Here is a 25,715-nt window from a genome sequence, read left to right on the forward strand (position 1 = left end):
CAGAGAACGGGAGGACCGATGACCGATTTCGTAGCCGAGCTCGACCGGATGATCGGCGAGCGAAAGAAGATGACCAGCGCGCTCTACCAGACGATCCTCGCCGGCAAGGCGACCGAGCGCCTGTTGCGGAACTTCGTGCTGCACCGGTGGCCGATCAAGAGCTTCTGGACCCGCAACATTCTTGGCATCGCGTCCCGGATCGAGGACTATCGGCTGCGGGTGCTGCTGGTGGAGAACATCTACGAGGAGGAGACCGGCCGGTTGTCGAATTCCGGCCGCCACCTCGATACGTTCGCCGACTTCGGCACGGCGGTCGGGGTGACCGTCGAGGAGCTTGCGAACCCGCCGATGGCCCCGGAGACCGCCGCGGTCATCGCGCACAACGTCCGGGTCTGCAACGGCGAGGCGCACTTCACCGAAGGGGTGGCGTCCGTGCTGCTGCTGATGGAGGGTCAGCCGCCGATCGTCAGCGACAGCGGCCACAGCATGCTGTCGGTGATGCGGGACGTCTATGGCCTGCCGGAGCGGGGTTACGAGTTCTTCGTCCACCACGCCTCGGCGGACCAGGGGGACGACGCGGTCAGCGAACTCGAGGACGAGCACGCCGCTGCGGCCCGGAATCTGCTACGCCGCTACTGCGACACGCCGCAGCTGCAGGAGAACGCGATCAACGCGCTGGCCAACGCCCTGGAGCTGCGGCACCGCCACTTCGACTTGATCTTCGCGACGTCGTACGACCCGACGGAGCCCGTGTTCCGTTTTCCCGCGTGAGCGGGGCGTCCGCCGACGGCCGGACCGGCGCGGTCTGGCCGTTGGCGCACCACCGGGGAGCGCTGGTGCCGAAGGAGGCGGCGACGCTGCCGATGGGCAGCCTCGCCCTCCGGTACGGGATCTCGGTGTTCGAGGGGGTCCGGCTCTACCACCAGGACGCCGGCGGGGTCGTCCCGTGGCTGCTGGACCCGCACCTCGACCGGTTGCGCAACTCCTGCCGCATCATGGGGCTGGACGAGTCCTGCTGCGCCTCGGTGCCGGCGATCATCGACGAGCTGGTGGCCGCGCAGGGGATCGACGCGGACGGGTACGTGCGGATCGCGGTCAGCGCGGCCAACGTCGGCGGCATCGACGAGGCGGCCGAGTCCGCGCTGACCGTCACCGTCGCCCCCGCCGGGCGCAAGCGCTGGCTGGCGCACGGTGAGGGCATCCGGCTGGCCGTCAGCTCGTGGCAACGGCCCTCGGACGCGGTGTTTCCGTCGACGGCGAAGAACATCTCGGCGTACGCCGGTCCGCGCCTCGCCCTGGCCGAGGCCAGGCAGGCGGGCTTCGACTCGTGCGTGCTACGGACGGCCGAGGGCCTGATCAGCGAGGCGCCCACCGCCACCGTGGTGCTGGTCGAGGACGGCCGGGTGGTCACCCCCCGGCTCGACGACCACGTGCTGCCCGGCGTGACCAGGTCCTGGGTGCTGGCCACCGCGCGGGCGCTCGGTCACGACGCGATCGAGGACGCCGTGACCGAGGACCGGCTCCGCGCGGCCGACGAGGTCGTGCTGTGTGGCACCGGCCTGGAGTTCGGCCCGGTCCGCACGGTGGCTGACCGGGCACTGCCAGGGTGGCCGGTCTGTCCGGTGACCACCGAACTGGTGGACGCCTACTTCGACCAGGCGCGGGGGCGCACCGCGCCCACCAGGCTGGACTGGGCGCTCATCGCCAGGGGCGCGCGTTGACCGGGACCGAGCTGATCGACTGGCCGGCGGCGCTCGTCGTCGCCCACGCTGCGGTGTCCCGGGCGGCGGAGACCGAGCGGGCGGTCGGCGCCGCGCTGGCGGCCGGCCCGGTGTTCCGGAACCGCGACTTCCCGCTGTCCCCGGTTCCGGTGCTGGTCCGCAGCGAGCCGGCCGAACGGCTGGCGCCGCTGCTCGCCCGGTACGTGGCGCTGCTCGGCCGGGTCGGGGCGTTGTACCGCGCCCGGGCCGACGTCCGGGCGTTCTACGCGCTCGACCCGGCCGCGGACCGCCTGATCGCCGCCGACCGGGCGCTCGGCGACGCGCCCTGGGTGTGCCGGCTCGACGGCTACCTGGAGGCGGGCACGGAACGGCTGCGGGTGCTGGAGAACAACGCGGACTCGCCGGCGGGCACGCTCTTCACCGCCCGGATCAACGCGACCGTCGCGACGGTCGTCCGGGACCTGTCCGCCCGCGAGACCCCCCTGGCCGGGCTGACCTACACAGGCGAGGACCGATTCCTCGATAGTCTGCGCGCCGCAGGCCGGTCGGCGGCGGCGCGCGAGCCCGGCCGGTGCGCGGACCCGCGCCGGATCGCCGTCCTGCAACCCGTTGACGCCCCCAACCGGGAGAGCGTGGAGCTGGTCGCGCGGATGCGGTCCGTGGGGGTCGACGCGTTCCTCGCCGATCCGGGCTCCGTGGAGGTCGACGGCGACCGGGTCCGGTTCGCCGGCCGGCCGGCCGACCTGTGCTGGAACAAGGTCAACACGGTGTCGTGGCTGCGCCTCTGCGCCGAACCGGGGTTCGTCGCCCGGTGGGAGCGGGCCGTCCGGGACACCTCGATGGTGCACGTGAACCCGTTCGGGGCCCGGTACGTGGCAGAGAACAAGCTGACCCTGGCGTTCGTCCAGCAGCCGGAGTTCGCGGACCTGTTCACCGCGGACGAGCGGGCCCTAGTCGCCGGCCTGCTTCCGTGGACGCGCAAGGTCACCCCGGAGGCGGTGGACGACGACGGTGCCCCGCTGGCCGACCGGCTGCTGGCCGACCCGCGCGGGTTCGTGCTCAAGGAGGCCTACGACATCCGGGGCGACGGCGTCACCATCGGCCACGACTGCCCGCCGGGCCGCTGGCAGGAGGCGGTGGCCGCCGCGCTGCGGGACGGTCACGTCGTCCAACGCCGGGTGGTGCCGACCAGCTATCCGGTGGTGGTGCCCGGCGTGGGCCGGGTGTGCGCCCTGCCCATCAGCCTGGACACCTACCTGCTGGGTGGCCAGGTCGCCGGTTTCGGCGCGAAAGCCAGCCGCAACTCCAAAATCAACATCTTCCAGGGAGGCCAGAAATTGGCGGTGCACGTCGTCTCAGGCGGGGCTCGATGAACGCCCCCAGCGCGGTGCTGGCCCGACACGGCACGGCTGCGGTCAGCGACGCGCTCGACCTGGCCGGCACGCCGGGCGGCCTCTGGGGCCTCTCGCGCCAGTCCGGCGCGGGAATGGTCGTCGGCCCGGCCTTCACGGTGCGGTTCGAGGCGGTCGACCCGGGTGTGCGGGCTCCGGCGGCGGATTTCATTGACGACGTGCCACCCGGCTCGGTCGTGGTGATCGCCAACGAGGGCCGGCACTGCACGGTGTGGGGCGACATCCTCGCGGAGGTCGCCGTGGCCCGGCAACTCGCCGGCACGGTCGTCGACGGCTACTGCCGCGACCTTGACGGCATCCGCGAGCTGGGCTACCCGGTGTGGGCTCGGGGCGCCTTCATGCGCTCGGGCAAGAATCGGGTACGCATGGCCGCCGTCCAGGAACCAGTGACCGTCGGTGCCGACGGCGACCAGCTCACCGTACGCCCCGGCGACCTGGTCGCCGCCGACGGCAGCGGGATCGTCATCGTCCCCGCCGATCTGGTGGACGAGGTGGTCGAGACCGTGACGCGGGTGGCGGCGATGGAGCAGCAGGTGCTCGCGGACGTCCGGACGGGCACGCCACTGCGTACGGCACGCGTCACCCACGGCTACAACGACATCGCGCGCCGGCTCACCGTGGGCGGTTCGCCGTGACCGGCCTGACCGACCTGCTACGCACCCGCCGCAGCGGGGAGAAGCTGCTCGGCTGGCTCTCCGTGGGCCGGCCCGACCCCCGGGCGGCCCGGCCCGAACAACCGCCCGTCGACGTCTGGGGGCGCCGGGGCGTACTCGGCTCCGCAGCCGCCGGGTCGGTGGTGCCGTAATGAACGTACGCACGCCGGCCGACCCGACCGCCGTGGCGGAGAAGCCACGGCTGGGCCGGGAGTTCGGGAAGTTCTGGACGGCGGCGGCGTGCTCGGGCGTGGGCGACGGGATCTCGCTGGCCGCCGCCCCGCTGATGGCCAGCAAGCTCACCGACGACCCTCGGCTGATCGCCGGCGTCACCATGGCCCTCACGCTGCCCTATGTCGTCTTCGGCATCCCCGCGGGTGTCCTCGTCGACCGGTTCGACCGCCGCCGGTCGATGGCGGTCATCGACTTCGTCCGGTTCGGGGTGATGGCCGCCTTCACCGTGACCGTCCTACTCGGACAGACCTACCTCGCCGTGCTCTACCTGTGCTTCTTCCTGGTCGGCACGGGCGAGACGTACTTCCGCAACGCCTCGCAGGCCCTGGTTCCCTCGATCGTGGCCCGGGATGGGCTGATGCACGCCAACGGCCGGCTGGTGGCGACCCAGAGCGCCACCACCCAGTTCGTCGGCCCGCTGGCCGGGGCCGCGCTGTTCACGTTGACCCCGGTGCTGCCCTTCGGGGTCGACGCGCTCACCTTCCTGGTGTCGGCCCTGCTGTTGAGCCGGTTGCGGTTGACCGTCCGGCAGGAGTTCATCGACACCGCCGGGGCCGAATCCGGCGCGGCCCGCCGGCTGCTCGCCGACATGACCACCGGGGCGCGGTGGCTGTGGCGGCACCGCCTGCTGCGCGACCTCGCCATGATGGCGGGCGCGCTGAACTTCGTCTCGGCCGGCGCGATGGCCGTGCTGGTGGTCTACGCTCACCGGAGCCTCGGGCTCAGCGACCTCGGGTACGGCCTGCTGCTGGCCGCCGAGGCCGCCGGTGCGGTGCTCGCCGCCCCGGTGGCTCCCGTGCTGGTCCGCCGGATCGGGCGGGATCACGCCCTGGTGATCGTCGCGGCGACGCACACGGCAGCCAGCCTGACGCTGTGGCTGGCGCCGACCTGGCCGATGGCGGTCCTCGCGTTCTTCGTCGCCGCCTGTGGCTCGGTCACCTGGGACGTCGTGGTGGTCGCCCTGCGGCAGACCCTGATCCCGGACGGGCTCCAGGGGCGGGTCAACAGCGTCTACCGGCTGGTCGCCTGGGGGGCGATCCCGTTGGGCGCGGCGGCGGCGGGGATGATCTCGCACCGCTTCGGCCCTCCGGCGGTGTACGGGTTCGGTGCCGTCCTGATGGTCCTGATCATGCTCCGGATGCTGGTCGGCGCGCGACGCCAGTGGATCACCCGAGCCCTCGCGACGGAGGCGGCCCGATGAGCGGATCCACGCTGTCGCGGGTCGGCCGCGCCGACACGGTCCTCGACCTCACGGCCGCGCTGGTCGCAGTCGGGTCGGTCAGCCGCGACGAAGCCACGCTGGCCGACCTGGTCGAGACCCGGCTCACCGAACGGGCGCCCGGGCTGCATGTCACCCGGGTGGGCAACAACGTGGTGGCCCGTACCGAGCACCGCCGGCCCACCCGGATAATGTTCGCCGGGCACCTGGACACCGTGCCCGGCGTGCCGCCCGCCGAACCTGTGGTCCGGGGCGACGTGGTCGAGGGCCTGGGCGCGGTGGACATGAAGGGCGGCGTCGCCGTCATGCTGCTGCTGGCCGAACTCGCCCGGGACGCGGCGCACGACCTGACCTTCGCCTTCTACGACAAGGAGGAGATCGGCTCCCACCAGAGCGGGATGCGGCTGCTCTTCGACGAGCACCGCGAGCTGGTCACCGCCGACGCGGCCGTGTTGTTGGAGCCGACCGACGGCCGGTTGGAGGCCGGCTGCCAGGGCAACCTGGTGGTCGAGTTCACCTTCACCGGCGCCCGGGCCCACACGGCCCGACCGTGGCAGGGCCGCAACGCGGTGCACCGGGCGACGCCCGCGTTGGCGCGGTTCGCCGCGTTCGACCCGCCGCCGGTGGCGCTCGACGGCCTGGTCTACCGACAGTCCGCGTCGGTGGTCGCCGTCGCCGGCGGGGTGCAGGGCAACGTCGTACCGGACCGGTGCACCGTGAAAGTCAACTACCGGCACGCGCCCCACCTGGACACCGGGGCCGCGATCGCCGAACTCACCGCCCTGGCGCCGGAGGCGGACGAGACGCGCGTCCTGCTCACCTCGCCGCCGGCGGCACCGGCGCTGACCCACCCGGCGTTAAGCGCACTGCGCCGGACCGGCGGGCTCGAAGTGCACCCGAAGCTCGGCTGGACCGACGTCGGCCGCTTCGCCGCCCACGGCATCCCAGCCGTCAATTTCGGACCCGGCGACTCCGAACTGGCGCACACGCCGCATGAGGTGGTCAGCCGGGACGCTCTGGAACACTGCCTCGGCGTGCTGCGCCGGTTCGTCGCCACTGAGCATCCGGCCGCACCGAATTGACGCTTCACGACGGGAGAAACCCGACCATGCCCACCCACGCAGCCGTCCCGGCCGGCCGTGCCCTCACCGTCGGCTACCTCGAACACCTCGCCCGCCTGGGCGTCGACCCGGCCGAGCTGACCGCGCGGGCGGTCGAGTCATCGCGGCTCGCGGTGGCCTACCGGGGCAGGTTCCTGCCGTCCCCGGTCTTCCTGGAGCCGGGCGAGAGCACCCGGCTGGGTGAGGACCTGCTCCTCGCCCACCAACTGCTCGCCGACCTGCCGGACCGCATGTTCGACGGCGACCGGGCCGCGTTCGGCCGCGCCCTCGGGCTTGCCGAGCCGCAGATCGACCTGGTCCGGCGGGCACCCACCGGACCGTTGACCGCGCTGGCCCGCGCCGACCTGTACCGGACGACGGAGGGGTTCAAGCTGCTGGAGCTGAACATCACCTCGGCGCTGGGCGGCTTCGAGAACGCCGACATCAACCGGGCGATGCTGGCCCACCCCGCGCTGAGCGACTACGTGGCCGCGCGCGGGCTGACCTACCACGACACGTTCCGGGCCATCGCCGACACCATGCGGCACGAGCTGGGCGACCGGGCGGCCGGGCGGCGGCCGGTGATCGCCCTGGCGGACTGGCCGGAGAGCTTCACCTCCTACGAGCCCCGGCTGCACGTCATGGCCGGGCTCTTCGACGAGCTGGGCGTCGACGCGATCCCGTGCCACGTCGGCCAGTTCGTGGAGTCCGACGGGTTCCTGACCGTGCACGGCCGGGCAGTGGACCTGGTCTTCCGGTTCTTCCTCCTCGAGGAGATCGTCACCCGGCAGGACCTCGCGCTGGTGGAGCCGGTGATGTCCGCCGTCGAACGGGGCACCGTCGTGCTGTTCTCCCGGATCGACGTCGAGCTGTACGGCAACAAGGGCGCGCTGGCGATGCTCTCCGACGACCGCAACGCTGGCCTGTTCACCGGCGCGGAACAGGACTTCCTCCGACGGCTGCTGCCCTGGACCAGGTACGTCCGCGCCCGGGCGACGGATCCGCAGGGCGAGGTCGTGGACCTGATGGCCTACGCGACGGCGCACCAGCGGGACCTCATCCTCAAGCCGATCATGTTGCACGGCGGCTCCGGGATCGTCCCCGGTTGGCGGGTCGACGCGGCCGAGTGGGCGGCCCGGCTGGCGGCGGTGCTGGACGGCCCCTGGGTCCTCCAACAGCGGGTCCGTCCCGCGCCGGAGCCCTTCCCGGTCGCCGGCGGCGACGGCCGCCACGACCTCTACCTGAACTGGGGCGCGTTCGTCGCCGACCCGAAAGCGGCCGGCGGCGGTGGCTACGCCGGCTGCATCGTCCGGGGCACGGTGGACGCCGAGGTCGGCGTGGTCAGCATGGGTGCCGGCGCGCTCGTGGGGTGCTGCTTCCACCCCGAAGGAGCGGGCGGGTGACCGGGCGGAATCGGCGGGACGTCGACCAGGCGCGCCGACGACGGGGCAGCTGAGCGAGCGGAACGGGGGACGGCATGGCGGCCATCGCCATCGTGGACGGTTACTCTACGGGCAGCGCGCTGAGCAGAACCCTGGCCGAACGCGGTGTCATGTGCGTGCACGTGCGCAGCGCGGCGGAGGTCTCCGGCTACTTCGCCAAGACGTTTCGGCCCGGTGACTACGAGATCGATCTCGGCTTCCTTGCCGACCGGGCGGAGCTGTTGGAGCGTCTGCGCGCGATCCGGGTCGACCAGGTGGTGGCGGGCGCCGAGTCCGGGGTGATCCTCGCCGACACCCTCAACCATCTGCTGGGCCTCCCCGGTAATGAGATCGCGACCGTGGCCGCGCGCCGGGACAAGTCGGCGATGGCCGCCGCGGTGCTCGCCGCGGGTCTCGCCGCGCCGCTGGGCCGGGCCTGCGCGTCGGTGGACGAGGCTGCCGACTGGTACGCGGAGGCGATCGCCGGCCCGGCGGTGGTGAAGCCGCTGGACAGCGCGGGCAGCGACCGGGTGCGCTTCTGTCGAGACGTCGACCAGGTGCGTGCGGCCTGCGCGGAGCTGCTCGCCGCCCGCAACCTGTTCGGCGCGCCGAATCACCGCATTCTGGTGCAGGAGCAGCTCGTCGGGGCCGAGTTCTATGTCAACAGCGTCTCGTGCGGCGGGGCGCACCGCGTAGCCGAGATATGGCGGTACACGAAGCGTCCGGGTCCTGCCGGAGCCCCGATCTATGACTACGAGGAGCCGGTCGAGCCTGGATCGGCCGACGCCGCGCCCGTCCGCGAGTTCGCCTTCGCCGTGCTCGACGCCCTGGGCGTCCGGTCGTCGGCGGCGCACACCGAGATCATGCTCACCGCCCGGGGGCCGGTGCTGATCGAGAGCGGCGCCCGCCTCGGCGGGGCCACCCTCCCCGAGGTCGTGGCGAAACTCTCCGGTGTCTCGCAGACCTCGTTGCAGGCGCAGAGCCTGGTGGACCCGGCCGCGTTCAACGACTTCGACGACCGTACGCGGCGCTGGTCGACCACCGTGCGGAACGTCTCGCTGATCAACCCGATGCCGGTCGGCAGGCAGGCCGGTCAGTGGCTGGCCCGCCTGTCGCAGCTGCCGACGGCGGTCGCCATCGCCGCGAACTGCGTGCCGGGCGCAGAGCTGCCGCAGACCGTCGACCTGATCACCTCGCCCGGTTTCGTCTACCTGACCGCCGAGGACGCCACGGAGGTCGAGCGGGACTACCGGACGTTGCGCCGGTGGGAGCGGCACGGCCTGTACGGCCGGTGACCGGCAGCTCCGCGTGCCGTCGCCGGACTCTCCCGGCGGGCCGGCGCGGGACCGGACGGCCAACGTGCGGTCGAGGCCCGTCAGATCCGACCCCGTTGCTTCGGCCGCCAGCGGGACTCCGAAGCCGTTCAGCTCCGGCGGTGGGGAGGCCACGGTGAAGGCATGCGGCGTGACGTGATCCACCTCGAGCCGCGTTCGACCAGCAACTCCTCCACATCCCGGTAGGAAAGGTGGAAACGCAGGTACCAGCGCACCGCCAGGACGATCACCTCAGGCGGGAACCGAAACCCCGTGAACGCTGATGCGGGCGGGGACCAGGACCGGACACGAGACGGCGACCTCACCGGCCAAGCAGACCACAGGGAGCAAGCCGGAGTCGATCATGCCTCTACCCGATGCAACAGAGCCGATCATCGTCTTCGCATTCCCCAACGTGGCCAGTTTCGTCTCCGAGGACCTGACCCCGCAGTCCGTGCTGTCCGGCACGGTGCCAACTGCTCGCCGACGCGGAGGACGCAGACAGCCGGTGGCGCTTGTCCGCCCGCGTCTCTCGACAGACGCTTCCTATCGGTCGCCTTCGGACGTACGCTCTGCGGAGGAGCGCCGGGAAGCCTGGTCGGCAGTCGTCACATCGCGCCGACCGAAGAAGGCTCCCGTGGATGCGTTCGCTGTTCGCACCGTAGGTCTCATCAAACGCTACGGGCGACTCCTCGCGCTTGACGCGCTCGACCTCGCCGTGCCCGCCGGGTCGGTGTTCGGGTTCCTCGGCCCGAACGGTGCCGGCAAGTCCACCACCATCCGCCTGCTGCTCGGCATGGCCCGACCGACGGCAGGGTATGCCCGTATCTTCGGCACCGACGCCCAGGACGTACGCGTCACGCACCGGTCGTTGGCGTATGTGCCTGCCGACGTGGCGCTGTGGCCGCAGCTGACTGGCGCTGAGACCCTGGAGCTGCTGGGTCGCACCGGCCCCGGTGTCGACCGGGGCTACCGGGACGAGTTGGTCGAGCGGTTCGCGCTGGACGTGTCGAAACCCGGCCGGACGTACTCGACCGGGAACCGGCAGAAGGTGGCCCTGGTGGCGGCCTTCGCCACCCGCGCCCCGCTGCTGGTGTTCGACGAGCCGACCAGCGGCCTGGACCCGTTGATGGAACGGGAGTTCCAGCACGCGGTGGCGCAGGCCCGCGAGCGGGGGCAGACGGTGTTCCTCAGCTCCCACCAGCTCGCCGAGGTCGAAAGCGTGTGTGACCGGGTCGCGATCCTGCGCGCCGGCAAGCTCGTGGAGGTCGCTGACGTCGCGAACCTTCGACGCCTGCACCGCAGCCAGGTGGAGGTCACCTTCGCCGGCACCGCACCACAGCTCGACGGGGTGCCCGGTGTCGAGGCGGTCGAGAGGGTCGGGCCCACGCGGCTGCGGTTCACCCTCACCGGCCCGCCCGCGCCAGCCCTGCGGGGCCTGGCCACGGCGGACGTGACCGCACTGACGATCCACGAACCGACACTCGAAGAGATCTTCCTCGACTACTACGACGAGGTGTCCCGGTGACCGCCGTCGACGCGCCAGCACCGCAGGCCGCACGGGCAGCGGGCCAGACCGGCGCGATACATGCCCTGACCTGGTTGGCTGTCCGTCAGATCCGACGCGGGGCGATCGTCGTCATCGTCCTGGCCGGCGGCATGTCGGCGATGGTCGCCACCACCTACGCCAGCACGGTCGGCGACACCATGGACGCCGCCGCCCTCGCCGCGCTGGCCGAGAACCCGGCGATCCGCACCCTGTTCGGGCAGCCGGTGGCCCTCGACTCCGCGGGCGGCTTCACCGTATGGCGCACCGGTACCGTCCTGGCCGTCGTGGTCGGGGTCTGGGCGCTGCTCGCCGCCACCCGGATCACCCGCGGTGCCGAAGACGCCGGCCACTGGGACCTGCTGCTGGCCGGCAGGATTCCCCTGTCCACCGTCGTGATGCGCCACGCCACCGTGGTGGTCACCGCCGCTCTGTTCACCGGGGTTTCCACCGCGGCCGCCCTCACCGCCACCGGCACCCCGGCGGCCGGTGCCACCCTCCACGGGGCGGGTGTCGCGCTGGTCGGCGTGTTCTTCGCCGCCGCCGCAACCCTGGCGGCACAGATCTTCCCGCACCGCGCCGCCGCGAGCGGCGCCACCGTCGCACTGCTCGGCACCGGGCTGCTCCTGCGGATGGTCGGGGACGGCGTCGACGGACTCGGGTGGCTGCGGTGGCTGTCTCCGTTCGGGCTCACCGCGATCTCCCGGCCCTACCACGACAACCGGGCTCTACCGCTGGTGGTGCTGGCGCTGGCATCGTCGGCCCTGCTCGTCGCCATCCCTGCGGCCGCCGCGCACCGCGACGTGCGGGGTGGCTGGTTCGCGCCCCGCACCGGACGCGCGCCACGGCTGCGCCTACTCGGCTCGATCCCCGGGTTCGCCCTCCGACGTCTGCTGGGCCCTCTCACCGGCTGGGCCGCCGGTGTCGGCGTCTACTACCTTCTCATCGGGCTGCTGGCGGTCTCCATGACTGATTTCCTCGCCGACAACCCGCGGTTCGCCGACCTCGCCGCGCAGGCCGGGTTCGCCGGCCTCGGCTCGGTCGAGGGCTACGTGGCGGCCATGTTCGTGTTGCTCGCCATCCCCGCCGGGGTCTTCGCTGCCGTACGTGTCGCCGCCACTGCCACCGCCGAAACCGACCGCCGGCTCACCCTCCTCTACGCCGGACCCGTCACCCGGCTCCGGTTCCTCACCGCCGAAACTGCCAGCACCGCAACCGGTGCCGTGACGCTCACCGCCACGGCCGGGCTGGCCACCTGGATCGGGGCGAGGAGCATAGGCGCACCCCTGCACCTCGAAGCGGCACTCGCAGGCGCGGTGAACGTCCTGCCGATAGCGGCGCTCTGCCTCGGCGCTGCGGTCTTCGCGCTCGGCTGGCTCCCCCGCGCGGTCTCGCTGGTCGGCAGCCTGCCCGCCGTAGGTGGTTTCCTCCTCCAGGCCATCGCGGACAGCACCGGCGCCCCGCACTGGGTCGGCACGCTGTCCCCGTTCACGCACCTCGCCCCAGTGCCCGACTTGGCACCGAACTGGACCGCATCCGTCGGCATGCTCATCACCGCCGGCGCCGTCGCCGCGGTGGGTGCCATCGGTTACCACCACCGCGACCTACGCACCTGAACAGGCGAGCACAGCCGGGCTAGTCCGTGGTGGCGAAGCGTTCGACGTTGTCCACGGTGCCGACGACGAGGATGAGGTCGCCGTAGGTGAGGACGGTGTCGGGGGTGGCGTAGGTGAAAGCGCGGGGTTTGCCGCCGGGTACGGCTGCCTGCGGTTTGACGGCCACGACGGTGACGCCCCACTTGCTGCGTGCGCGGGATTCGCGCAGCGGCAGGCCGACGATGTCGCGGGGTGGGGTGGTCTTGATGACGGCGAAGTCGGCGTCGACTTCGACGTAGTCGAGGACGCGGCCGGAGAGCAGATGGGCTACACGTTCACCCATGTCGTGTTCGGGTGCGACGACGTGGTGGGCGCCCACGCGGGTGAGGATGTTGCTGTGCTGGCCACTGATGGCCTTTGCCCAGATGTCGGGGATGCCGAGTTCGGCCAGCAGGCTGGTGGTGAGGATGCTGGCCTGGATGTCGGTGCCGATGGCCACCACCGCGCGGTGGAACTCGGCCACGCCGACCTGCCGCAGGGCCTCGATGTCGGTGGAGTCGGCGGTGATCACGTGCGGCAACTGCCCGGAGAGAGCCTGGACGACCTTCGGTCGGTGGTCGATGCCGCGAGGACCTCGGTGCCCCGGCTGACCAGTTCCAGGGCCAGGGCGGAGCCGAATCGGCCCAGCCCGATCACGACGACGGGTTAGGTACGTGCGTCAGCCAACGATCGTCCTCTCCCCGGGTAGCTCGAAGCGGCGGTTGCGGTCGCGCAGCGCCAGCGCCGAGGCCAGGGTGAGCGGACCGACGCGGCCGGCGAACATCAGCACGTCGCTGGCGAGCAGGCTCTCCGGTCGTATCCCGCCGATGTCGACGCTGTTGAATCCGGCGGTCCGCGTCATGGCCGAGGCGAAGAACCCGGCCAGCAGCTTGTTTCCGCCGTCGAGCAGGCAGCAACACGGTGAAAAGCCTCGCGAGGGTCATGATCCCCAGCCCACCGGCCTGGATGAGCAACAGGATCACCGCTTGCCCGAAACCGGACCAGTAGCTGCCGGTGTCGACGGTGACCAGCCCGGTGACGCAGACCGCAGAAGTCGCGGTGAACAGCGCGTCCACCAGGTCAGCCCGCTCACCCGCCCGGGTGGCCACCGGCAGGGACAGCAGACCGGTGCCGACACCAACCGCACTGCCGAAACCGACAGCGATCACCTACGCGGGGTGCCGCAGCCGGCCGCTACGCCGCTGCCATGTCGGTGTTCGGCCTAGCATGCGCCCGCCGCGCCGGGACGAGGGCGTCCTGCGGTCTGTGGCCTCGGCATGGCCGGCGGGCGGGTCAGAAACACAGGGCGCATGCCCTCACGGTGCCGTCACCGGCGATGCGGGGCGGGGCGACACCCTCCGGCGGGGACATAGCTGTCGGTTGCGTCGGGGAAGTACCGGCGTCGGCGGCGACGCCACGTCGCGCCGTCGGTGTTGAGGGCGGACCCTAGACCCGGCGCTGGTCGTCGTCGGGCTGTGGCGGCGGATCGTGGGGTGGGGCCGCAGGGGGTCCTGTTCAGCAGACCGGCGCCGGCGGCGCCGGTGCCGAAGATCGCTGCCACAGCGAGAACGATCAGGACTACGAGTTTGAGGGTTTCCCTGGTGTGTCCTGCCGTTTCAGGGCTGGTAGCGGTAGCCCATGCCGGGTTCGGTGATGAGGTGGCGGGGTCGGGTGGGGTCGGGTTCGAGCTTGCGGCGTAGCTGGGCCATGTACTGGCGCAGGTAGCCGGTCTCGGCCTGGTATTCCGGGCCCCAGACGTCGTGGAGAAGCTGCCGCTGGCTGATCAGCTTGCCCGGGTTGCGCAGCAGGGCCTCCAGCACGCCCCACTGGGTGGGGGTCAGTTTGATCTCGGTGCCGTCGTCGCGGGTGACGGTGTGGGCGGAGAGGTCGACGGTGTGCTGGCCGAGCCGCGCGGTGGGGCTGGCCAGGTCTGCTCCTGTTCCGTGTCGGCGGGTGACGGCGCGGATGCGGGCGAGGAGTTCGTCGACGCCGAAGGGTTTGGTGACGTAGTCGTCGGCGCCGGCGTCGAGGGCGGTGACCTTGTCGTCGCTGCCGGCGCGGCCGGAGAGCACGATGATGGGTACGGTGGTCCAGCCGCGTAGGCCGCGGATGACGTCGACGCCATCAAGGTCGGGCAGACCGAGGTCGAGCACGACGAGGTCGGGTGGGTGGCTGGCGGCGGTTTTGAGCGCGGCGGCGCCGGTGGCGGCGAGGTCGACGTCGTAGCCGCGGGCGCGCAGGTTGATGCGTAGGGCGCGCAGGATCTGGGGTTCGTCGTCGACGACGAGGATGCGTTTCATTCCTGCGGGCCCTCCGGGGGTGGGGTTGGGGTGGCGGCGGGTAGCCGCAGCACCATGGTGAGTCCTCCGCCGGGGGTGGTCTCGGGGGTGATGCTGCCGCCCATGGCTTCGGCGAGGCCGCGGGACAGGGCGAGGCCGAGGCCGACGCCGGTGGTGTTGTCGCGGTCGCCGAGGCGCTGGAATGGCAGAAACACGTGGTCCCACTGGTCCTGCGGGATGCCGGGGCCGGTGTCGATGACGCGGAGTTCGACCTGACCGGAGTGGGCGCTGGCGGTGATGGTGGGCGGTTGTCCGGGCGGGCTGTGGCGCAGGGCGTTCGCGGCGAGGTTGACCAGGACCCGTTCCAGCAGGCCCGGGTCGGCGGCGGCGGCCGGCAGGTCGGCGGGGATGTCGGTGCGTACGTCGGCCGCGGGTGGGCCGAGTTCGTCCAGGGCCCGGGGTACGGCGTCTTCCAGGCCGATGGGTACGGGGTGGACGCCGAGTGCGCCGGCCTGCAGCCGGCTCATGTCGAGCAGGTTCGCGACCAGCCGGCTGAGTCGGTCGAGGGACTCGTCGGCGGTGGCGAGCAGCTCGGCCTGGTCGTCGGAATCGAAGTCGACGTCGTGGCTGCGCAGGCTGGACACGGCGGCTTTGGCCGACGCGAGGGGGGTGCGCAGGTCGTGGCTGACGGCGGCGAGCAGCGCGGTGCGCATCCGGTCGGCCTTGGCCAGGGGTCGGGCGGTGGCGGCCTGTTCGGCGAGGCGTTCCTGGCGCAACGCGACAGCGGCCTGGGCGGCGAACGCCTCGACGATGCGCCGGTCGGCGGCCTCCAGCCGCCGACCGGACAGCACGATGGTGAGCCGGTCGTCGACGGGTACCGTCGTTTCGCCCGCACTCGGGCTGCCCGCCGGCGTGTCGCCGACGCTGGCGACGATCCGCCAGGCGGTGTCCTCGCGGGCGCGGTCCGGGCGTTTCTCCGCATCGGCGGCCAGTTCCAGGACGCTGACCGCGCGCAGCGCGAAGGTCTCCCGGAGCCGGTCGAGCAGCGCCGGTAGGGGGCGCTGCCCGCGCAGCACGCTGCCGGCGACGGTGGCCAGGGTTTGTGCGTCGGCGGAAGCGCGGGCGGCTTCCCGGGTGCGTCGGGCGGCGACGTCGACGACCCCGCTGACGGCGACGGCCACGGCGACGAAGACGCCGAGGGCGAGCAGGTTGTCCGTCTCGGCGATGGTCAGGGTGTAGTAGGGCGGGGTGAAGAACCAGTTGAGCAGCAGGGAGCCGCCGAGGGCGGCGACCAGCGCCGGCCACAGGCCGCCGACCAGGGCGACGCCGACGACGGCGGCGAGGAAGATCAGGATGTCGTTGGTGAGGGTGAGATCGGGTAGGGCCTTGAGCGCCGCGGTCAGGGCGGGCAACCCCAGGCCGGCGAAGGCGAAGCCGAGCAGCCGGCGGCGCCGCGACAGGGCGGCGGGCACCGCGGGGGCCCGCCGGCCGCGGCCGGCCTCGGGGTGGGTGACCAGATGCACGTCGATGGGGCCGGACAGTGCGGTGGTGGTGACGCCGACGCCACGGGAGAACAGGTGCGCGAACCGGCCGCGGCGGCTGGCCCCGAGCACGAGCTGGGTGGCGTTGACGCCCCGGGCGAAGTCGAGCAACGCGGCCGGCACGTCGGTGCCGAGGACGTGATGGTACGTGCCGTCGAGGCTTTCTGTCAGGACCCGCTGCCGGGCCAGTTGGGCGGGATCCGCGCCGGCGAGGCCGTCGCTGCGCGCCACGTGTACGGCCAGCAGGTCGGCGCCCTTGCTGCGGGCGGCGATCCGGGCGGCCCGGCGGACCAGCGTCTCCCCCTCCGGGCCGCCGGTGAGCGCGACGACGACCCGTTCGCGGGCCTCCCAGGTGTCGGAGATCCCCTGCTGGGCCCGGTAGGCGTCGAGTTGCGCGTCGACCTTGTCTGCCAGCCAGAGCAGCGCCAGTTCGCGCAGTGCGGTGAGGTTGCCGACGCGGAAGTAGTTGCCGAGCGCGGCGTCGATCCTGTCGGGGCGGTAGACGTTGCCGTGCGCCATCCGGCGACGCAGCGCCTCCGGCGTCATGTCGACCAGTTCGACCTGTTCGGCGGCGCGGACGACGGCATCGGGGACGGTCTCGCGTTGGATGGTGCCGGTGATCTGGGCGACGACGTCGTTGATCGACTCCAGGTGCTGGATGTTGACCGTGGTCAGCACGGTGATTCCGGCGTCGAGGAGTTCCTGGATGTCCTGCCAGCGTTTCTGGTGGCGGGAGCCGGGCACGTTGGTGTGCGCGAGTTCGTCGACGACGGCGACCTCAGGCCGCCGGGCGAGCACGGCGTCGAGGTCCATCTCGGTGAACTCGGCACCTCGGTAGTCGATCGTCCGGCGGGGCACGGTTTCCAGGTCGCCGATCATCGCGGCGGTATGCGGGCGGCTGTGGGTTTCGACGAAGCCGATGACCACCTCAGTGCCGCGTTCGGCGCGGCGGTGGGCCTCTTCGAGCATGGCGTAGGTCTTGCCGACGCCGGGTGCGGCACCGAGGTAGATGCGCAGTTCCCCTCGTGGCACAGCAGAAGTCCTCTCCACAGCGCGATCGGTGGCTCGGTGGCGGGCGCCGGGCCGGGACATGTCGGAGGTCCCAGACCCGGCGCCATGGTGTCAGCGTGCCGGGAACCTCTCGTCGAGGGCGAGGTTGAGCTCCAGCACGTTCACCCCGGGCGAGCCCATGAAGCCGAACGTCCGGCCGGTGGTGTGCGCCCCGACCAGCCTCCGGATCTCCGCCGGGTCCGTGCCCCGCTCCCGCGCCACCCGGGCCACCTGGATGCCGGCGTACGCCGGGGAGATGTGCGGATCGAGGCCGCTGCCGCTGGCGGTGACCGCGTCGGCGGGCACCGGCGGCTCGCCGGGGGCGTCACCGCGGATCGCAACGATGGTGGCTCCGGCGGCCCGGTAGTCCTGGCCGGGCTCGGCGAGCTCCACCGGCACGCCCCGGTACTCGGCGAGGAAGGGGGTGGCGGGTGCGGTCTGGTTGACGCTGACCACCCGGGTGACCGGTCCGGTCAGGCCGTCGGCCCGGAAGACCGCGAGCACCGCGCCGACGCCGTCGGCGGTGCAGTAGGGGCGGCGGCCGTCGACGCCGTCGAGTTCCCCGACGGCCTTGCTGCGGGCGCAGACCTGGGTGAGCAGGCTCTGCGTCGAACCGGCGGGGTCGGCGGCGGTGGTGTCCACGATGTCCTCCGGGCCCAGGTTGCTGGCGCTGGTGGAGGTGGGGTCGTAGCCGTCGCCGGCGGCCGACGGGCGGGACTGGAAGTAACGCGGGACGGGGTTGCCGTCGGCGTCGGCGAACGATTGGCCGATCAGGCTGCTGCCGACGGTCTTTCCGCCGGCGGTGACGAGCGAGCCGTCGGCCTTGCCGTCGAGACCGGGGATCCGGCCGACGGCGACCAGCGCGAGCGGGTAGGCGAGGCCGAGCAGGACGGTGAAAACGAGCAGCGCGCGTAGCGCGGCGAGGTGCTGGGCGAGCCAGGCGGGTAGGCGCATCACGAGACCCCTGGGATGAACTGGATGAGCAGGTCGATGAGTTTGATGCCGACGAACGGCACCACGATGCCGCCGAGGCCGTAGACCAGCAGGTTGCGGCTGAGCAGCTTCGACGCCGCCCCCGGCCGGTAGCGGACACCCCGCAGGGCCAGCGGGATCAACGCCACGATGACCAGGGCGTTGAAGATGACCGCGGCGAGGATCGCCGACTCGGGACTGGACAGCCGCATGACGTTCAACGTGTCCAGGCCCGGGTAGATGCCGGCGAACATCGCCGGGATGATCGCGAAGTATTTCGCGATGTCGTTCGAGATCGAGAAGGTCGTCAGGGCACCACGGGTGATCAGCAACTGCTTGCCGATCTCCACGATCTCGATCAGCTTGGTCGGGTCGGAGTCCAGGTCGACCATGTTGCCGGCCTCCTTCGCCGCCGACGTGCCGGTGTTCATCGCCACGCCGACGTCGGCCTGGGCCAGCGCCGGGGCGTCGTTGGTGCCGTCCCCGGTCATCGCGACCAGCCGGCCGCCCTCCTGCTCCTTGCGGATCAGGGCGAGCTTGTCCTCCGGGGTGGCCTCGGCGAGGAAGTCGTCCACCCCGGCCTCGTCGGCGATAGCCTTCGCGGTACGCGGATTGTCCCCGGTGATCATGACGGTGCGGATGCCCATCGCGCGCATCTCGTCGAACCGCTCCCGCATGCCGGCCTTGACCACGTCCTTGAGGTGGATCACTCCGAGGGCACGGGCCGGCTGGCCGTCGACGTGCTCGGCCACCACCAGCGGGGTGCCACCGAGGCCGCTAATCTCGTCGACGATCTGGCCGACCTGCTCGGTGGGGTGGCCGCCGTTGTCGCGTACCCACTTCATCACGGCGGCGGCGGCACCCTTGCGGATGCGGCGGGCACCGCCGGCGCCTCCCTGCGCGCCCTGGTCGACGCCGCTCATCCGGGTCTGCGCGGTGAACGGCACGAAGGTGGCGTGCGGCATCAACCCTGGCTCACGCTCGCGTAGTCCGAACTCGTTCTTGGCCAGCACCACGACCGAGCGGCCCTCCGGGGTCTCGTCGGCGAGGCTGGACAGTTGCGCGGCGTCGGCGACCCCGGCTGCGTCGAGGCCATCGACCGGCAGGAACTCGGCGGCCTGCCGGTTGCCCAGCGTGATGGTGCCGGTCTTGTCCAACAGCAGGGTGTTGACGTCACCGGCCGCTTCGACGGCCCGGCCGCTCATCGCCAGGACGTTGCGCTGCACGAGGCGGTCCATACCGGCGATGCCGATGGCCGACAGCAGCGCGCCGATGGTGGTCGGGATGAGGCAGACCAGCAACGAGACCAGCACGATCCCGGTCACCCCGCCGTCGGTGACCGCGTTGGAGTCCGGCGCGGCGGCCTGGAAGTTCTTGGAGAAGATGGCCAAGGGTTGGAGGGTGACCACCGCGAGCAGGAAAATGATCGTCAATGCGGATAGAAGGATGTTCAGCGCGATTTCGTTGGGGGTCTTCTGCCGGTTGGCGCCCTCCACCAGATTGATCATGCGGTCGATGAAGCTCTCCCCCGGCTTCTGGGTGATCATCACGACGATCCGATCGGAGAGCACCTTCGTGCCGCCGGTGACCGCGCTACGGTCGCCGCCGGACTCCCGGATCACCGGCGCGGACTCGCCGGTTATCGCGGACTCGTCGACGCTGGCGATGCCCTCGACCACGTCACCGTCGCCGGGGATGGTCTCGCCGGCCTCGACCACGACCACGTCGCCCTGCCGCAGTTGCGGCGCGGGGACGCTCTCGGTGCGGTAGGTGCCGGGGGCGGCGCCCCTGCTCCAGTCGAGGGCACGGGTGGCGACGGCGTCGGTCTTCGCCCGACGCAGGGCGGCGGCCTGGGCCTTGCCGCGTCCCTCCGCGACCGCCTCGGCGAGGTTGGCGAAGATGACGGTCAGCCACAGCCAGACGGTGATCGCGAGCGCGAACACCGACGGGTCGGCCACCGTAAGGACGGTGGTGAAGGCCGCGCCGATCTCGACGATCAGCATCACGGGGTTGCGCCACAGGGTGCGCGGGTCCAGCTTGCGCAACGCGTCGGGTAGCGCCCGGAGCAGCTGCCTCGGGTCGAGCAGGCCACCGCCCCGGTTGCCCTGGGTTGCCGGCGTGCCGGCGGTCGCCGCGTCGGCGGTGCCGTGCGGCGCCGGCGTGGAGGTGGTCATGGCCTTTTCTCTCATGGTGGTCACAGCCCCTCGGCCAGCGGGCCGAGCGCGAGCGCGGGCAGGAAGGTCAGCGCGACCAGGATCACCGTGACGCCGACGACCATCCCGACGAACAGCGGCCGGTGGGTCGGCAGGGTGCCCTCGGAGGCGGGGGTCGGTTGTTGGCGGGCCAGCGAGCCGGCCAGCGCGAGGACGAGAATGATCGGCAGGAACCGGCCGAGCAGCATGCACAGGCCCAGGGCGGTGTTCCACCACGGGGTGCTGACGGTGATGCCGGCGAGGGCGGAGCCGTTGTTGTTACTCGCCGAGGTGAACGTGTACAGCACCTCGGACATGCCGTGTGGGCCGACGTTGAGTGCGGTGGAGTTGTTGCCGGTGGCGAATGCCGCCGCCGTGCCGATCAGCACCAGGGCCGGGGTGACCAGGAAGTACAGCGAGGCGAACTTGATCTCCCGGGAGCCGATCTTCTTGCCCACGTACTCCGGGGTGCGGCCGACCATCAGACCGGCCACGAACACGGTGATCACCGCGAGGATCAGCAGGCCGTACAGGCCGGCGCCGACACCACCGGGGACCACCTCGCCGAGCATCATGTTGACCAGCAACGTGCCGCCACCGAGGGCGGTGTACGAGTCGTGGAACGAGTTGACCGCGCCGGTCGAGGTGAGCGTGGTGGCGGCGGCGAAGGTGGCCGAATTCGACACGTCGAACCGGACCTCCTTGCCTTCGAGGGCAGCGCCGACCGCCTGCGGAACGGTGCCGTTGCCGGTCAACTCGAAGACGTTGGTCAGGGTGATGCTGGCCAGCGCGAGGATCGCCATCACCGCGACGATCGCGTAGCCCTGCCGGTTCTGCCCGACCATCCGGCCGAAGACCCGGGGCAAACTGAACGGGATCAGCAGGATCAGGAAGATCTCGATCCAGTTGGTCCAGGTGGTCGGGTTCTCGAACGGGTGGGCGCTGTTGACGTTGTAGAAGCCGCCACCGTTGGTGCCCAGTTCCTTGATCACCTCCTGGCTGGCCACCGGCCCGCCGGTGATGGTCTGGGTGCCGCCGGTCAGCGTGGTCACGTCGGTGCCGCCAGAGAGGTTCTGCACCGCCCCGCCGACCATCAACACGACGGCGCCGAGCACCGCGATCGGAAGCAGGACCCGCAGCAGGATCCGGGTCAGGTCGACCCAGAAGTTGCCCAGTTCCCCGGTGCGGCTGCGGGCGAAACCCCGGACCAGCGCCACCGCGACCGCGATGCCCACCGCCGCCGAGACGAAGTTCTGCACCGCCAGCCCGGCCATTTGCACCAGGTGACCCATGGTCGACTCACCCGGATACCACTGCCAGTTCGTGTTGGTCACGAACGACACCGCGGTGTTCCACGCGCCGTGGGCGATCACCGGGTCGAAGCCGAGCGACAGCCACAGGTGGTTCTGCAGCCGCATGAACCCGTACAGGAACAGGATCGAGACGGCCGAGAAGGCCAGCACGCCGCGGGCGTACACGCCCCAGGACTGCTCGGCAGCCGGGTTCACCCCGACCAGGCGGTAGATGCCTTGCTCGACGCGGGAATGCCGGGTACCGGACACCACCCGGTACAGGTAGTCGCCGAACGGCTTGTGCACGGCGACCAGCGCCGCCAGCAGCGAAACAATGAACAGCACACCGGCTGTCGTCACGGTCATCAGAAGCGCTCCGGGAAGAGCAGGGCGACCACCAGGAACACGGCCAGGCCGATCGCCAGCACCAGACCGATCGCGTTGACGGCGCTCACAGCTTCTCCACACCCCTCACCACGAGGGCGAGCGCCGCGAACAGCGCCACCGTCAACACCACGAACACCACGTCAGACACGTCTGACTCCTCATGTTCCGCACTCGTCCGTCACGGCCGCCGACCGGCCGCACCGGGCAATCACAACGCCACCCGCCCCTCAACGGCAGGGGCTATAGCGCGACCATCACGGCGAACCGGCGATTCTTAACGCCCTTTTCACGCGTTCCCACGATCGGGTGACCCCGGCCACACGGTCGTGCGAATCAGGCGGGCCGTCCCCAGGACGGCAGCGGCGGCGGCAGGCGCGCGAGCATCGCCGTCGAGCCGCGTCCCCGGCATGCCTCGCGGGGCTCACCCGGCACGGTCCGGCCGTACTGGTCGGGCAGGCCCCCCCATCGCCGACCAGGCGAAGAGCCCGCGGCGGCGCGGGAACGGTGTCTGCGGCACGGGTGACGGTGCACAGATGCGTCCAGTCCTCACCGAGGTCGAATACGTAGGCGAACGACTGACCAGGGCGCAGCAGATCCAGCCGGCGGGACCGGCCGTCTCGGGTGCCCGGGAAGGCGGGACCGGCCGCCAGGCTGACCAGCTCACCTCCACCCCGCCGGGCAGGACGAGCATCCGCAGGTGGCCCAGGTCCAGCGGCCGTAGGCGACATCGACCGCCTCGGCGAACTCGGCGAACGTGTGCGCCGGGCTGGCCGCGAGAACCCGACCGGGGCCGCGGCCACAGTCCCGTCCCGGCCGCGCCCGGTCACCAGCTCCACCGCAATCGACAACCCTGCCGTCGATGCCTCCCCGCCGCGCGCGCCTGGCCCTACGTCAGCCGCCATCCGGCGCACCAAGACCTGCGGCCGGGCGGAGTCGCCACCGTGTTCGTCTCCGAGAGGCAGGGTCGAGGCGTCGGCGCAGGCCGCTGCTCATCGACAGACATCGTCGTGCGCCGGTAGCTGGCGCGCCGAGAACCGCGTCGGCGTTCGTCGGTTCCGGTTCCCGCCTGAGGTGATCGTGCTGGCGGTCCGTTGGTATCTGCGGTTCGACCTCTCGTACCGGGATGTGGAGGAGTTGCTGGTCGAGCGGGGTGTCGAGGTGGATCACGTAACGGTCTTCCGGTGGGTGCGGCGGTTCACCCCGCTGCTGGCCGACGCTGCCCGGTTCGCTCGTCACTGTCCTGGTGACCGTTGGTTCGTGGACGAGACCTACGTCAGAGTCAACGGGATCTGGCGGTACGTGTACCGGGCCGTCGACCAGCACGGGCAGGTCATCGACGTGCTCGTTTCAACGCGCCGGGACGCCGCTGCGGCCCGGCGGTTCTTCCACCGGGCGTTGACCACGCTGAAGGTCACACCCGGCGAGGTGGTCACCGACGCGAACCCGGTCTATCCGAGGGTGCTCGATGACCTGGTCCCGTCGGCGTGGCACCACGTCGGGCGGCACGCGAACAATCCGATCGAGGCTGATCACCGCCAGCTCAAGCACCGGCTCAGACCGATGCGCGGACTTCGTTCCGACCGCACCGCCCAGACGATCATCGCCGGTCATGCCTTCGTGCAGAACCTCCGACGCGGGCACGACGAACTCGCCACTGACGTCTGGCCCTCGCTGCGGGTGGCCGCCGCGTTCACCGAACTCGCCCGAGCGATCTGACCAATACCGCTGACGCGGCTCGGCGTGCCCGCCGATCCGCCAACGCAACAGCGCCGCGGCGTTGCCGCTAAGGCCGGCGGAGCCAGACAAGCGCCGCTGTCGTCAACGCCTGGATCCCGGTGGGCAGGGCGAGTGCGGCGTACGGGGCGTACCTCGACGAGTGGTTGGCCGGAATCTGCGCGATCTTGGCCGCGGCGGTGCCCTCGGCGGCACGCCACTGGGCCGGCCCGATCGTGCCCAGCATCCAGTAGCCGGCCGGCACCCCGTCGGTGGCGAACAGGGGGAAGTCCTCGGCGGCGAGCGACGGCGGCCAGCCGGCCACCCGAGCGGTGCCGAAAGCCTCGGTGTGTGCCGCCCGCAGTTCTGCGGTGACCTGCGGATCCGGGCGGTTGACCGGAGACTGGGCGACCACGGTAATTCGGGGCTCGCCCGGAGTGCCGGCGGCCGTGCACGCCGCCCGGACGACACGTTCGACAGCCTCTCGCATCCTGGTCAGGGTCGCGGCCGAGTACGCCCGCATCGTGACGCCGATGACCGCGCTCTCGGCGACCACGTTGGCGCGGGTGCCGGCGGAGATTCGGCCGACGGTGAGCACGGCCGGTTCGGCGGGGTCGACCTGCTGGGTGCGGATGGTCTGCAACTGCACCACGATGAGGGCGGCGGTGACGATCGGGTCGACGCACAGATGGGGCATCGCGGTGTGCCCGGCACTGCCCTCGATCGTGATGTCCAGGGTCAGGCAACCGGCGGTCATCAGGTCGCCGTGTGCCACCATCCCGGCGGGTAGCGGCGCACAGTGCTGGGCGAGGGCGACGTCGGGCCGACCCCACCGACGGTAGAGCCCGTCGTCGATCATGGCTGCTGCGCCCTTGAGGGTCTCCTCGGCCGGCTGACCGACCGCCAGAAGCGTTCCCTGCCAACCCCGCCGGTCGGCGGCGAACCCCTCGGCCGCACCGGCGAGTGCGGCCAGGTGCAGGTCGTGTCCACAGGCATGCATGACCGGGGTACGGAGACCGTCCCCGGTCTGAGCGACCACCTCGCTGGCGTACGGCAAACCGGTCCGCTCGGCGATCGGCAACGCGTCCAGTTCGGCACGCAACAGGACGGTCGGTCCGTCACCGTTGCCCAGCCGACCGACCACACCGTGTCCACCGACACCGGTGGTGACCTCGAAGCCGACGTCCCGCAGCTTGGCCGCGAACGCTGCGGCGGTCCGTTCCTCCGCCCCCGACAGCTCAGGATAGCGGTGTAGCTGCCGGTAGAGCTCCAGCGCCTTCCGGACGACGTCGTCGCGCACCGGCCCGGCTACCGACTGCTGCGCCGAGCGTGCATCCATCCCGGCAGCATGATGCGCCGCGCTCACAGATCGCTGACAGCGGCTGCCAGCGTCGTGTAGCCGATCCGTGAGCGGGACCGGCTGCACTGGGGTGGCCCGAACCGCCGGGCTCCCGGTCCAGCCCGGTCGGGATGACACGAAGGAGCACAACATGAGTGGTCAGGCAGATCTCGACCTCATCGCCCAGGAGATTCTGGAGCTGGAGACGGAGACCTTCGCGATCTCCGACTACACCGACGTCACCGAAGCGGTCCTCGCCTCGACGTCCAGCTCCGCCACCACCTCCACCACCAGCAGCACGACGTCGAGCACGAGCACGGCTTCCTCCACGTCGTGCTGCGGCTGACCTGCCTGCCGGCACGGTGATCGGCACGGTGACCGCTGCCGCTGGCCGGCGGCGGTCACCACCACCACCGCACCGCCGGGTGGCCTTTCGGGCGAAATTCACCAGACGGTACGGAAATTGGCGCAGCACGGGCAAGGGTAGACGGTTCTGCGTACTTGACCGTTGATCAATACGTCCAGAAGATGTTGTTCATGAATTGCTCGGTCGACACTTCGAGCTGGGCCACCGATTTTGGCGCTTCTTTAGGCTCGAATTACTCCCCCGGGGTCGCGGTGGTGAGCGGGCCTGCGGAAAATGCTCGACAGTGCCCTGCAGTGCGAATGTCGCGCACCGTTGTGATGGCCAGGGAAA

22 protein-coding genes and 2 pseudogenes are annotated in these 25,715 nt (G+C 71.4%); 13 read left to right on the top strand and 11 right to left on the bottom strand.

Annotated elements, in window-relative coordinates; all coding sequences use genetic code 11:
* The first annotated feature begins 18 nt into the window (after positions 1–18).
* From GA0070216_RS18050 to GA0070216_RS18085, 9 genes are all read left to right on the top strand, one after another.
* A complete protein-coding gene (locus tag GA0070216_RS18050) occupies positions 19–771 on the top strand; it encodes an iron-containing redox enzyme family protein (RefSeq protein ID WP_091247283.1) in 753 nt (250 codons plus the stop codon).
* Entirely contained in the window at positions 768–1,721 is a 954-nt protein-coding gene (locus GA0070216_RS18055; RefSeq protein ID WP_091247285.1) for an aminotransferase class IV, read from the top strand. Before GA0070216_RS18050 ends, GA0070216_RS18055 begins: the two co-directional genes overlap by 4 nt.
* Positions 1,718–3,094: a hypothetical protein gene (locus GA0070216_RS18060; protein WP_091247286.1), complete on the top strand. Its 1,377-nt coding sequence runs from the start codon at positions 1,718–1,720 to the stop codon at positions 3,092–3,094. The genes GA0070216_RS18055 and GA0070216_RS18060 overlap by 4 nt, the downstream gene beginning before the upstream one ends.
* On the top strand, positions 3,091–3,768 hold the full coding sequence (locus tag GA0070216_RS18065; RefSeq protein ID WP_091247288.1) for an RraA family protein: 678 nt from the start codon (positions 3,091–3,093) through the stop codon (positions 3,766–3,768). Before GA0070216_RS18060 ends, GA0070216_RS18065 begins: the two co-directional genes overlap by 4 nt.
* Complete coding sequence (locus GA0070216_RS34585; RefSeq protein ID WP_176739023.1) at positions 3,765–3,938, top strand: hypothetical protein; 174 nt, start codon at positions 3,765–3,767, stop codon at positions 3,936–3,938. Before GA0070216_RS18065 ends, GA0070216_RS34585 begins: the two co-directional genes overlap by 4 nt.
* Positions 3,938–5,221: an MFS transporter gene (locus GA0070216_RS18070; protein WP_091247290.1), complete on the top strand. Its 1,284-nt coding sequence runs from the start codon at positions 3,938–3,940 to the stop codon at positions 5,219–5,221. The genes GA0070216_RS34585 and GA0070216_RS18070 overlap by 1 nt, the downstream gene beginning before the upstream one ends.
* Positions 5,218–6,321, top strand: coding sequence for a succinyl-diaminopimelate desuccinylase (dapE, locus tag GA0070216_RS18075; protein ID WP_091247292.1), 1,104 nt, complete (start codon positions 5,218–5,220; stop codon positions 6,319–6,321). Before GA0070216_RS18070 ends, dapE begins: the two co-directional genes overlap by 4 nt.
* 26 nt (positions 6,322–6,347) lie before the next feature.
* A complete protein-coding gene (locus tag GA0070216_RS18080; RefSeq protein ID WP_091247294.1) occupies positions 6,348–7,742 on the top strand; it encodes a hypothetical protein in 1,395 nt (464 codons plus the stop codon).
* A 74-nt stretch (positions 7,743–7,816) separates the two neighbouring features.
* The gene (locus GA0070216_RS18085; protein ID WP_091247297.1) at positions 7,817–9,055 is read left to right on the top strand and encodes an ATP-grasp domain-containing protein; all 1,239 of its coding nucleotides are present in this window, start codon (positions 7,817–7,819) and stop codon (positions 9,053–9,055) included.
* Between the two features lie 96 nt (positions 9,056–9,151).
* On the opposite strand, the pseudogene GA0070216_RS36615 reads toward GA0070216_RS18085, so the two are convergent.
* Positions 9,152–9,399, bottom strand: a pseudogene (locus tag GA0070216_RS36615) (hypothetical protein); the annotation flags it as partial.
* 311 nt (positions 9,400–9,710) lie between these two features.
* Here GA0070216_RS36615 and GA0070216_RS18095 point away from each other — a divergent pair.
* Together GA0070216_RS18095 and GA0070216_RS18100 are read left to right on the top strand one after the other, a co-directional pair.
* Positions 9,711–10,601 carry an ABC transporter ATP-binding protein gene (locus GA0070216_RS18095; protein ID WP_245722565.1) on the top strand — a complete coding sequence of 297 codons (891 nt, stop codon included), beginning with the start codon at positions 9,711–9,713 and terminating at the stop codon, positions 10,599–10,601.
* A complete protein-coding gene (locus GA0070216_RS18100) occupies positions 10,598–12,235 on the top strand; it encodes an ABC transporter permease (protein ID WP_218108231.1) in 1,638 nt (545 codons plus the stop codon). The genes GA0070216_RS18095 and GA0070216_RS18100 overlap by 4 nt, the downstream gene beginning before the upstream one ends.
* A 19-nt stretch (positions 12,236–12,254) precedes the next feature.
* Here GA0070216_RS18100 and GA0070216_RS18105 read toward each other — a convergent pair whose 3' ends face one another.
* From GA0070216_RS18105 to kdpF, 9 genes are all read right to left on the bottom strand, one after another.
* A complete protein-coding gene (locus tag GA0070216_RS18105) occupies positions 12,255–12,785 on the bottom strand; it encodes a potassium channel family protein (protein ID WP_245722580.1) in 531 nt (176 codons plus the stop codon).
* Positions 12,782–12,910: a hypothetical protein gene (locus GA0070216_RS36440; RefSeq protein ID WP_342670755.1), complete on the bottom strand. Its 129-nt coding sequence runs from the start codon at positions 12,908–12,910 to the stop codon at positions 12,782–12,784. Before GA0070216_RS36440 ends, GA0070216_RS18105 begins: the two co-directional genes overlap by 4 nt.
* A gap of 22 nt (positions 12,911–12,932) precedes the next feature.
* The gene (locus tag GA0070216_RS35560; RefSeq protein ID WP_091247299.1) at positions 12,933–13,115 is read right to left on the bottom strand and encodes a hypothetical protein; all 183 of its coding nucleotides are present in this window, start codon (positions 13,113–13,115) and stop codon (positions 12,933–12,935) included.
* A 754-nt stretch (positions 13,116–13,869) separates the two neighbouring features.
* A complete protein-coding gene (locus tag GA0070216_RS18120) occupies positions 13,870–14,553 on the bottom strand; it encodes a response regulator (protein WP_091247300.1) in 684 nt (227 codons plus the stop codon).
* Positions 14,550–17,105 (bottom strand): sensor histidine kinase, encoded by a 2,556-nt coding sequence (locus tag GA0070216_RS18125; protein ID WP_091247302.1) that lies wholly within the window; start codon positions 17,103–17,105, stop codon positions 14,550–14,552. Before GA0070216_RS18125 ends, GA0070216_RS18120 begins: the two co-directional genes overlap by 4 nt.
* Positions 17,106–17,195: 90 nt before the next feature.
* Positions 17,196–18,077 (bottom strand): potassium-transporting ATPase subunit C, encoded by an 882-nt coding sequence (locus GA0070216_RS18130; RefSeq protein ID WP_091247304.1) that lies wholly within the window; start codon positions 18,075–18,077, stop codon positions 17,196–17,198.
* Positions 18,077–20,269, bottom strand: a complete 2,193-nt coding sequence (kdpB, locus tag GA0070216_RS18135) for a potassium-transporting ATPase subunit KdpB (RefSeq protein WP_091247306.1) — start codon at positions 20,267–20,269, stop codon at positions 18,077–18,079. Before kdpB ends, GA0070216_RS18130 begins: the two co-directional genes overlap by 1 nt.
* 20 nt (positions 20,270–20,289) lie before the next feature.
* Complete coding sequence (gene kdpA, locus GA0070216_RS18140) at positions 20,290–21,945, bottom strand: potassium-transporting ATPase subunit KdpA (RefSeq protein ID WP_091247308.1); 1,656 nt, start codon at positions 21,943–21,945, stop codon at positions 20,290–20,292.
* Positions 21,945–22,034 (bottom strand): K(+)-transporting ATPase subunit F, encoded by a 90-nt coding sequence (kdpF, locus tag GA0070216_RS18145; protein ID WP_091080931.1) that lies wholly within the window; start codon positions 22,032–22,034, stop codon positions 21,945–21,947. Before kdpF ends, kdpA begins: the two co-directional genes overlap by 1 nt.
* A gap of 985 nt (positions 22,035–23,019) precedes the next feature.
* Here kdpF and GA0070216_RS18150 point away from each other — a divergent pair.
* A pseudogene (locus tag GA0070216_RS18150) lies at positions 23,020–23,682 on the top strand (IS6 family transposase); the annotation flags it as partial.
* Between the two features lie 67 nt (positions 23,683–23,749).
* Here GA0070216_RS18150 and GA0070216_RS18155 read toward each other — a convergent pair.
* On the bottom strand, positions 23,750–25,018 hold the full coding sequence (locus tag GA0070216_RS18155; protein WP_091247314.1) for an amidohydrolase: 1,269 nt from the start codon (positions 25,016–25,018) through the stop codon (positions 23,750–23,752).
* 151 nt (positions 25,019–25,169) lie between these two features.
* On the opposite strand from GA0070216_RS18155, the gene GA0070216_RS18160 reads away from it, so the two are divergent.
* Positions 25,170–25,364, top strand: a complete 195-nt coding sequence (locus GA0070216_RS18160; protein WP_091247400.1) for a thiazolylpeptide-type bacteriocin — start codon at positions 25,170–25,172, stop codon at positions 25,362–25,364.
* Positions 25,365–25,715: the final 351 nt, after the last annotated feature.

Origin of the sequence: Micromonospora matsumotoense, assembly GCF_900091525.1 — a bacterium.
Taxonomy (GTDB): domain Bacteria; phylum Actinomycetota; class Actinomycetes; order Mycobacteriales; family Micromonosporaceae; genus Micromonospora; species Micromonospora matsumotoensis.

Bases quoted from the DNA above. Each gene is read 5' to 3' on its own strand.
- dapE (WP_091247292.1), top strand. From the start codon at position 5,218: ATGAGCGGATCCACGCTGTCGCGGGTCGGCCGCGCCGACACGGTCCTC.
- GA0070216_RS35560 (WP_091247299.1), bottom strand. From the start codon at position 13,115: ATGACGCGGACCGCCGGATTCAACAGCGTCGACATCGGCGGGATACGA.
- kdpA (WP_091247308.1), bottom strand. From the start codon at position 21,945: ATGACCGTGACGACAGCCGGTGTGCTGTTCATTGTTTCGCTGCTGGCG.
- GA0070216_RS18155 (WP_091247314.1), bottom strand. From the start codon at position 25,018: ATGGATGCACGCTCGGCGCAGCAGTCGGTAGCCGGGCCGGTGCGCGAC.
- GA0070216_RS18130 (WP_091247304.1), bottom strand. From the start codon at position 18,077: ATGCGCCTACCCGCCTGGCTCGCCCAGCACCTCGCCGCGCTACGCGCG.
- GA0070216_RS18065 (WP_091247288.1), top strand. From the start codon at position 3,091: ATGAACGCCCCCAGCGCGGTGCTGGCCCGACACGGCACGGCTGCGGTC.
- GA0070216_RS18120 (WP_091247300.1), bottom strand. From the start codon at position 14,553: ATGAAACGCATCCTCGTCGTCGACGACGAACCCCAGATCCTGCGCGCC.
- GA0070216_RS18050 (WP_091247283.1), top strand. From the start codon at position 19: ATGACCGATTTCGTAGCCGAGCTCGACCGGATGATCGGCGAGCGAAAG.
- GA0070216_RS18085 (WP_091247297.1), top strand. From the start codon at position 7,817: ATGGCGGCCATCGCCATCGTGGACGGTTACTCTACGGGCAGCGCGCTG.
- GA0070216_RS18070 (WP_091247290.1), top strand. From the start codon at position 3,938: ATGAACGTACGCACGCCGGCCGACCCGACCGCCGTGGCGGAGAAGCCA.
- kdpB (WP_091247306.1), bottom strand. From the start codon at position 20,269: ATGACCACCTCCACGCCGGCGCCGCACGGCACCGCCGACGCGGCGACC.
- GA0070216_RS18160 (WP_091247400.1), top strand. From the start codon at position 25,170: ATGAGTGGTCAGGCAGATCTCGACCTCATCGCCCAGGAGATTCTGGAG.
- GA0070216_RS18080 (WP_091247294.1), top strand. From the start codon at position 6,348: ATGCCCACCCACGCAGCCGTCCCGGCCGGCCGTGCCCTCACCGTCGGC.